This is a genomic window from Xenorhabdus szentirmaii DSM 16338 (genome assembly GCF_002632585.1).
Taxonomy (GTDB): domain Bacteria; phylum Pseudomonadota; class Gammaproteobacteria; order Enterobacterales; family Enterobacteriaceae; genus Xenorhabdus; species Xenorhabdus szentirmaii.
The window spans coordinates 1-4,067 of the sequence record NZ_NIBV01000008.1 but is presented as its reverse complement, the minus strand read 5'-3'; the positions used below and the strand labels follow the sequence as shown (position 1 = coordinate 4,067).

The 4,067-nt window shown below is 46.8% G+C and carries 1 protein-coding gene and 1 tRNA gene; one reads left to right on the top strand and one right to left on the bottom strand.

Annotation, left to right across the window (positions count from 1 at the left end):
* Position 1: 1 nt before the first annotated feature.
* Positions 2 to 77 (bottom strand) — tRNA-Gly (locus tag Xsze_RS21245).
* A gap of 390 nt (positions 78 to 467) precedes the next feature.
* Between Xsze_RS21245 and Xsze_RS21240 the strand changes: the two genes are divergently transcribed.
* The gene (locus Xsze_RS21240) at positions 468 to 3,851 is read left to right on the top strand and encodes an indolepyruvate ferredoxin oxidoreductase family protein (RefSeq protein WP_038242324.1); all 3,384 of its coding nucleotides are present in this window, start codon (positions 468 to 470) and stop codon (positions 3,849 to 3,851) included.
* Positions 3,852 to 4,067 lie beyond the last annotated feature (216 nt).

The window sequence follows — 4,067 nt, the reverse complement described above, 5'->3', positions numbered from 1 at the left end:
TTGGAGCGGGAAACGAGACTCGAACTCGCGACCCCAACCTTGGCAAGGTTGTGCTCTACCAACTGAGCTATTCCCGCGTCATTGACGGCTGATATCAACCGGATATGCCTGAACCCTGATGTTTAATAATCCGTTAACCTTATGACTAACAAGAGAATTTCTTAATCTACATTTCAGGAACGGCAGCCATTATGAACACGTTCAGATAATATGGCAAGCCATTTACAACTATTTTTGCGTCGAACGTTCAAAACATACTCAACTTGACTGGCCAAAACCTCATTCTGTCACGCTGATATTGAATGACTGTACTCAATGCCATAATCAAAAACAAAAATCAAACAATAAATTAACAATAGAGCAACGTATAACAAGATTTATTCTTGCCGTAACTACAGGGTGGAAATAGATTAGCATCAATTTTGGTCGCTAATCAGACGATTACTCCTTCAGAGAAGGGTCAAAAAATGGATAGATACTACCAATCTAAATTCGTTACAGGCACTGAGGCGCTGGCTGACCTTCTACTCACACAAGCAAGACTCGATGAAATCAATAATCTCAGAACAGCAGGGTTCGTTTCAGGCTATCGCGGCTCTCCTCTGGCTCGCTTAGACCAAGTATTGTGGCAGCACCATAAAGAATTAGTGCAGGCTAATATCCGTTTTCAACCTGCAATTAATGAAGATATGGCAGCGAATGCCATAATAGGTACACAGAAAGTTGGCACTGATCCAGACAGACAGGTCAGCGGCGTTTTTAGCATGTGGTACGGCAAAGGCCCCGGTGTGGATCGTTCAGGTGATGCACTCAGGCATGGCAATGCTTATGGCTCATCCCCACACGGCGGAGTGCTGGTGATCGCCGGAGATGATCATGGCTGTGTCTCCTCCTCAATGTCCCACCAATCCGATCTCGCGATGATTGCATGGAACATGCCTGTCCTGCACCCCTCATCCGTGGCGGATTACCTTGATGTCGGTCTGTGGGGCTGGGCGGCATCACGCGTAAGTGGGGCCTGGATCGGCTTTAAAGCGATCAGTGAAGTCGTAGAAAGTGGCGCGGTCAGAAAAAACAAGCCACTTCCTGATTATAAAATGCCGGAGGTTGACCCAGGCCCGGATGGGTTACATTGGCGTTGGCCGGATCTTCCCGGTCCTCAACTTGAAAAACGTCTCGCCTATAAACTCAAAGCCGTTGAAGAATTCGCCAGACTCAACCCCATTGATTATCTTCTTGCCCCCTGTAACCATCCAAAAGCCTTGCTGGTCACGGTCGGAAAAGCACATCAGGATGTTATGGAAGCACTGCGAACCGGAGGATTGACTCCTGCCGAACTGGCACAGCAAGGCGTTGCCCTACTCCATGTACGCTTAGTCTATCCCTTATCACCGCTGCTGAATGAACTTGCTGCACAAGTAAATGATTTATTTGTTATTGAAGAGAAAGCCGCCATTGTCGAGATGCTGCTTGCCCATAAACTGGTTAAATTACGTAGCCATGCGCGTTTAATCGGTAAGCAAAATCATCTGTGTGCCCCCCTGTTGCCCACAGACATTGAATTACGCCCTTCACGTGTAGCTGTACCGCTTGCCGGATGGTTGCAACAATTCGATTTGTTTCTCTCAGTACCACCGGAATGGTCAATGGCGCCCGCTTCACATGATGCCACGTTGCCCAAGCGCACACCTTATTTCTGTGCCGGTTGTCCCCATAGCACTTCAACCCGCTTACCAGATGGGAGCCATAGCCAGATTGGCATCGGCTGTCATGTCATGGCGGCCTGGATGGATCGCAATACAGGCAGCGGCTTGCTGCCCATGGGAGGTGAGGGAGTTGACTGGGTCGGGCACTCTCCTTTCATTAATCGCTCCCATGTTTTTCAGAATATTGGCGATGGCACCTATTTTCATTCTGGTCACCTTGCCATCCGCCAATCCGTTGCTGCGGGAAGTCACATTACTTATAAATTACTGTTTAATGATGCCGTTGCGATGACAGGAGGCCAGCCATTGGATGGCAGCATCACCATACCCCAGATAGTGTTATTGATGCTTGCGGAAGGCGTGAAAGAAGTCGCAGTCGTCACTGATGATCCTGATAAATACAAAAAACAGAAAAACCTGCCTGACAGTGTCAATTTTTATCAACGGGACTATCTTGAAGATGTGCAAAAACATTTACGGGATGTCGTTGGGGTCACAGTGATTATCTATGAGCAAGCCTGCGCCACAGAACTGCGCCGTAAAAGAAAACGGGGACTGATTCCGCACGCCAAACGCCGCGCAGTCATCAACGAACAGGTTTGTGAAGGATGTGGGGACTGCCAGATACAATCAAATTGCCTTGCTGTCATACCCGTAAAAACGCTTTTAGGCACTAAACGAAAAATAGACCAGCACGTTTGTAATTCAGATTTATCCTGCCTGAAAGGGTTCTGCCCCAGCTTTATCACCATAGAAAATGCCAACCCGTGCCCTGATCTCAGCAAAGTCATCCTACAAACGGATCTAAATGAAATGATAAACCCACTACCACAACCAACCATTACCTTTGCCGCCACGCCTTATGACATTTTATTGGTCGGTATCGGAGGAACAGGCATTGTGACCGCCGGGAATCTTATCGCCAATTCAGCTCAGTTGGATGGCAGTGCCGTTAACTTACTTAATTTTACGGGCTTTGCCCAAAAAGGAGGAGAAGCCATCACTCATGTTCGATTGTGCCATGATATCAATCAACTCCATCAGGCCAGAATTGATCGGGGGCAGGCTAATCTGGTCATTGCTGCGGATCTGGTGGCGGCAGTCGGACAAAATTCACTGGAAGTGATGTCCAGAGGTTTAACTGAATGCATACTGAATACCCATGAAACTCAAATCGGCCCCATGCTGAGATCCCCTGCGCTCGATTTGGATCAGGCTAAAATGCAGAATACCCTTAGCCAACATGCCCGTACCCTGAATACGCTGGATGCAGAAATAATGGCAACTGATCTGGTCGGAGACAGGAATCAGACAAATATCATTTTAATAGGTTATGCCTGGCAACTCGGCCAGTTGCCAATCACTCTGACGTCCATCAACCATGCCATTCTGGAACTGGGAAAATCAGCAGATAACGCCCGCCGGGCTTTTCATATAGGCCGCATTGCAGCAGTGCATCCTGAACTTTTGCAGGACCGCCTGAATATCAATAACCCACAAAAAAATATCAAAAGCCTGGATGACCTTATTTTGCATCGTTACCAACTCCTGACTGATTATCAGGATGAAAGATATGCGATGCGTTACCTCAATCGTGTCGCCCAAGCTCAAATAGCCACTCAATATATTGATGCAAAAGGTTTTATCAAAGCCATTATAGAAAACTTATTCAAACTGATGGCCTATAAAGATGAATATGAAGTGGCCCGTCTTTATACTAAAACCCCGTTTTTGGACCAACTTCACTCACAGTTTGATAATACCGATGACATCCGCTTTCATCTCAGCCTCCCCCTCTTCAACCGCAAAGATCCCAGAACAGGCCAACGGGGAAAACGGGAATATGGCACATGGATCATTCCGTTACTTCGTATCATCGCGGCATGTAAATCACTCCGTGGCACGGCTTTTGATATTTTTGGCTATCAGGAAGAACGAAAGCAAGAAAGAAATCTGCTCTATGAATATGAACAATTAATTGATTTCCTAATTCAAAAATTGAATAACAACAATGTGTCACTTTGTCAGCAACTTGCGGAGCTACCTGACCAAGTCCGTGGTTTTGGTCATGTGAAACAAAAAGCGATAAAAAATATGATGGAACGCAAAGAAACCTTGCTGAAAGAATTGCAAAAAGCGATGTGATCATGGGCTGAACAGCCAAGCATTGATGCCCGGCATTTTCATCTTTTCCAATGACGAATGGCGGTATCGGAAACGAAAAAAGCGCCCTGAGGCGCTTTTTCCTGTGACTTGCAGATTTCAAAGAATCTGCCGTCCTGAATTTGGAGCGGGAAACGAGACTCGAACTCGCGACCCCAACCTTGGCAAGGTTGTGCTCTACCAACTGAGCTATTCCCG